This window comes from Thermodesulfobacteriota bacterium, from assembly GCA_040756475.1.
Classification (GTDB): domain Bacteria; phylum Desulfobacterota; class Deferrisomatia; order Deferrisomatales; family JACRMM01; genus JBFLZB01.
Window position 1 is genome coordinate 1 of the sequence record JBFLZB010000301.1, and the last position, 3,356, is coordinate 3,356.

At 70.5% G+C, this 3,356-nt stretch carries 7 protein-coding genes; 6 read left to right on the plus strand and 1 reads right to left on the minus strand.

The features are described from left to right. The 6 genes from AB1578_22790 to AB1578_22815 form a co-directional block, all read left to right on the plus strand. Positions 1 to 236, plus strand: a 236-nt coding sequence (locus AB1578_22790; protein ID MEW6490726.1) for a hypothetical protein, incomplete at its 5' end; no start/stop codon positions are given. Then, positions 233 to 772 (plus strand): hypothetical protein, encoded by a 540-nt coding sequence (locus tag AB1578_22795; protein ID MEW6490727.1) that lies wholly within the window; start codon positions 233 to 235, stop codon positions 770 to 772. The genes AB1578_22790 and AB1578_22795, both read left to right, overlap by 4 nt. After that, positions 769 to 1,089 (plus strand): hypothetical protein, encoded by a 321-nt coding sequence (locus AB1578_22800; GenBank protein ID MEW6490728.1) that lies wholly within the window; start codon positions 769 to 771, stop codon positions 1,087 to 1,089. The genes AB1578_22795 and AB1578_22800 overlap by 4 nt, the downstream gene beginning before the upstream one ends. Then, the gene (locus AB1578_22805; protein ID MEW6490729.1) at positions 1,086 to 1,259 is read left to right on the plus strand and encodes a hypothetical protein; all 174 of its coding nucleotides are present in this window, start codon (positions 1,086 to 1,088) and stop codon (positions 1,257 to 1,259) included. Before AB1578_22800 ends, AB1578_22805 begins: the two co-directional genes overlap by 4 nt. Further along, positions 1,256 to 1,768, plus strand: a complete 513-nt coding sequence (locus AB1578_22810; GenBank protein ID MEW6490730.1) for a regulatory protein GemA — start codon at positions 1,256 to 1,258, stop codon at positions 1,766 to 1,768. Before AB1578_22805 ends, AB1578_22810 begins: the two co-directional genes overlap by 4 nt. 250 nt (positions 1,769 to 2,018) lie before the next feature. After that, the gene (locus AB1578_22815) at positions 2,019 to 2,435 is read left to right on the plus strand and encodes a Mor transcription activator family protein (protein ID MEW6490731.1); all 417 of its coding nucleotides are present in this window, start codon (positions 2,019 to 2,021) and stop codon (positions 2,433 to 2,435) included. 291 nt (positions 2,436 to 2,726) lie between these two features. Here AB1578_22815 and AB1578_22820 read toward each other — a convergent pair whose 3' ends face one another. Further along, a complete protein-coding gene (locus AB1578_22820; GenBank protein MEW6490732.1) occupies positions 2,727 to 3,209 on the minus strand; it encodes a DUF4124 domain-containing protein in 483 nt (160 codons plus the stop codon). Between the last annotated feature and the right edge of the window lie 147 nt (positions 3,210 to 3,356).

Consider the following 3,356-nt stretch of genomic DNA (forward strand, 5'->3'; position numbering starts at 1 on the left):
CCGCGGCGGGGACAGTGATGGGCCGTGCTCGTCACGAGTGCCCCCCGCGCGGGGGCCGGCCCGCGCGCTACGTGTGCGAGGTGCCGTGCCACCCGGTGGGGCAGGCTCTGTGCTGTCACAACTGCCCGGTGCCCCCCGAAAAGTGCACCGTGCCCGCCCCCGCCCCGTGCGACCTCGACCCCTCGTGGTGCGGGGCCTCGGCGCCGGCGCCGGCGCGGGTGAGGGGTGCCCCATGATCCTCGTGTGTCCCTCGTGCGCGGCCACCCACTCGGCCGAAGCCTGGATCACCGACGCGGCGATCCGCGAGACCCTGGGGGCGGCGGTGAAGCTGCCGAAGCCCGTGCAAGAGCAGCTCTGGCCGTACCTGGCGCTCTTCCGGCCGCCCCAGCGGGCGCTCTCGTGGGTGCGGGCGCGGCGCCTGGTGGGCGAGCTCCACGAGCTCGTGGGGGCCGGCCGGGTGAGCTGGGAGAAAGAGGCCGACCGGCCCTGCACCCCCGAGTTGTGGGCCCGGGGCATGGCCGAGATGGTGGGGCGTAAGGGCGGCTTCAAGGCGCATTTCACGGGGCACAACTACCTGCGAAAGGTCGTGTGGGACCTGGCGGACCAGGCGGACCGGGAAGTGGAAGCGCGGCGCAGCCGAGCCGAGCGCGAAGGCCGCCGGCCGGCGCCGTCCGATCGGTCGGATCGGTCGGATGGGGCCGACGGGGAGGCGCCGGTGAACGTGCGCGAGCTATTGGGAGAGCTGGCGGGGAAGCTGGGGGTGAAGCGATGAGCCTGGACCTGAGACTCACCCAGTACCCCCGTCGCGTGCTCGCCGAGTTCATCCAGCGGCGCTGCCTGTGCACCCACCACACGTTCGTCGAACTCGAATGGATGCGCCGCGATGCCGAGGTGGCGCACTGGCACGCCAAGGCCTCCGCCCTGGTTGACGAGCTGAAAGCCGCGGTGGGAAAGGACCCAAGGGGCTTCCTGGAGCTGAGCGACCAGATCGACCACGCCTGGGCCGAGGCCGACCGGGCACACGCACGCTGCGAGCGGCGGGTGCGGGCGATTCGAGAGCACTTTCGGGTGAAGGAGCACGAGGAATGACTACCCCCACCTGCCCCTGGTGCCACCCCCAGCCCGCCCCGCCTGTGCCGGAGCGAGACCCCCTGCCCGGCTGGTGCCCCCAGTGCGGCGGCACCCACGGGTACCACTACCCCACCTGCGCCGCGAGGCCCGCGGCACCGGCGCGGTGGGTGCGGGAGGGGCGCGGATGACGGCGGCGGGCCGCACGCGCAAGGGGAAGGCGCCTCGGTTCCTGGGGCCGCCGGACGAGCGACGGGCGCTGATCGCGAAGGCGCACCTGGCGGCGGCGCAGCTCGGGCTCGACGAGGAGACGCGCCGCGCGGTGCAGGCGCAGGTAACGGGGCACGCAAGCTGCGCGGGGATGAGCGTGCCGGAGCTGGAGCGGCTGCTCACGCACTACCGGGGCAAGGGGTGGACGGCCCGGCCGTCCGGCGCCGCCCGGGCGCAGCGGCAGGCGGCCTTTCCCCAGGCGCGGCTGATTCGGGCGCTGTGGCTGGAACTGCGGGACCTCGGCGAGCTCCGCGACGCCTCGGAGGGGGCGCTGCGAAGCTACGTGCGGCGCATTACCGGGGTCGCGGCGCTGGAGTGGCTGGCCAAGGAGCCGCAGAAGGCGCGGCAGGTGATCGAGACGCTGAAGAAGTGGATCGCGCGGGTGCAGCGGGAGCGCGCGCAGGCGCAAGAGGGCGGAGGAGAAACATGAAGACCCTTCTCTTGGTGGCGGCCTTGGCGGGCACGATCGGGTACCTGCTGGGGCGGGCGGCGGGCACGGAGCTCACGACTCACGTGCACCCAGAGGTCACCGTGTACCTGGGGACGATGCTGCGCGACGCGGGGCTGGTGATCATGCCCCGAGAGGCCATGGACGAGCTGGTGGACCAGGCCATGGGCAGGGAGCCCGCCGAGGAGGAGCCCGGTGCCGAGCCCGGGCCGTCCCCGGGGGAGGCGCACGGATGCGCGGTGCAGGCGACGGGCAGTTGGCGCTGTTCGAGCTGCCGGAGGCCGAGGGGGCGGGGGTGGAGGCCCCCGCGGAGCTGCCCGAGAGCCTGCGGCAGCTCCTTGAAGTGGGGTTTCCGGGGGAGGCCCTGGGGCGGCTGGTGGAGGGGTTCGGGGGGGTGGTGTTGTACGTGCCGAAAAGCCCCGGGGACGACAGCCGTCTGGTGCAGGTGTTGGGCGAGGGGGCGGCGTGGCAGCTCTGCCGGCACCTGGGAGGCTGCCGGTTCGCCGTGCCCCGGGGGTACCGGGCGGCGCTGGCGGCGCGTAACGCGGGGATCCGGCGCGACGCCGACGCGGGGGTGCCGATGGCGGAGCTGGTGAGGCGGTACCAGATCACGGAGCGGCAGGTGTGGAAGGTGTTGGGGGAGGGCTGATACCGCAAAGCTAAGCGGGCGGGCCGCCCCTGCCCGGGGAGAAACGACCATGGCTGATACCGCTCCGCTTGAGCGCATTGTTCGGTGCTGTTGTCCCACCGACGACGCCGTGGACTGCTACTGCCAGCGGTACAACGAGGAGCGCCCTGATGCGCTCGCAACGGGGGAACGCTGCGAGTGCGGTTGCCACTACGAGGACGCGACAGGCGCCGAGGATGATTGCTGCCACCACGGCGTTGAGTTCTGCGACCCCTGCGAGCAGTGCGACGTGGATGGTTGATCGGCCTGGGATCAAAAGTCCATCGGATCGACGCCCAGAGCTTGCATGGCCTGATATAGAGCGACGGAGTTCTTGTTGATTCTGCCGTCCTCGTCGAGAGTGCACAGCATGCGGACGGGCACAAAGGCGCCCAATTTGTTCTTGGCCCGAGCATTCAAAAAGACTTCGTGGCGGGGCTTGCCGTTAGCGTATTTGGACCCATCGGCCTCGTACAGGATGGCTTCCGCCACGAACGCGTCTCTCGGGTCATTGAGGTGCGGCTTCCACGCGTCAAGACAGGCGTCGACTACCTCTTTGTCGGGCTCGAAAGGAAGACGCCGCCGAGCGTTCTTTGTGGTCGATCGGGGTTTGGAAGGTTCCAACACAGTCTTCCCGTCGTCCCCGCACGGCACGTCGGAAAACATGACGGTTCCGTTCTTCTCGCAGCGATAGATCTGTGCCTGGGCGGGAAGGACGAGAGCAAAGAGAAGAGCCAAAAGGACGACACGGATCATGACACACCCCCTGGTGAGCGGTGGAGCGTTGCGGCCTCGGCAGGGCCTATCGGCACGGCGGAGCGCCGACTTGATTTTTCGGCGGGAGCTGACGATACTGCCCTTGCGTGCAAGTCACAAGAGGCCAGCTCCCACCCTACGCGCCGG

Excerpts from the sequence above, each read along its gene's own strand:
- AB1578_22795 (MEW6490727.1), top strand. The coding sequence starts at position 233 with ATGATCCTCGTGTGTCCCTCGTGCGCGGCCACCCACTCGGCCGAAGCC.
- AB1578_22800 (MEW6490728.1), top strand. The coding sequence starts at position 769 with ATGAGCCTGGACCTGAGACTCACCCAGTACCCCCGTCGCGTGCTCGCC.
- AB1578_22805 (MEW6490729.1), top strand. The coding sequence starts at position 1,086 with ATGACTACCCCCACCTGCCCCTGGTGCCACCCCCAGCCCGCCCCGCCT.
- AB1578_22810 (MEW6490730.1), top strand. The coding sequence starts at position 1,256 with ATGACGGCGGCGGGCCGCACGCGCAAGGGGAAGGCGCCTCGGTTCCTG.
- AB1578_22815 (MEW6490731.1), top strand. The coding sequence starts at position 2,019 with ATGCGCGGTGCAGGCGACGGGCAGTTGGCGCTGTTCGAGCTGCCGGAG.
- AB1578_22820 (MEW6490732.1), bottom strand. The coding sequence starts at position 3,209 with ATGATCCGTGTCGTCCTTTTGGCTCTTCTCTTTGCTCTCGTCCTTCCC.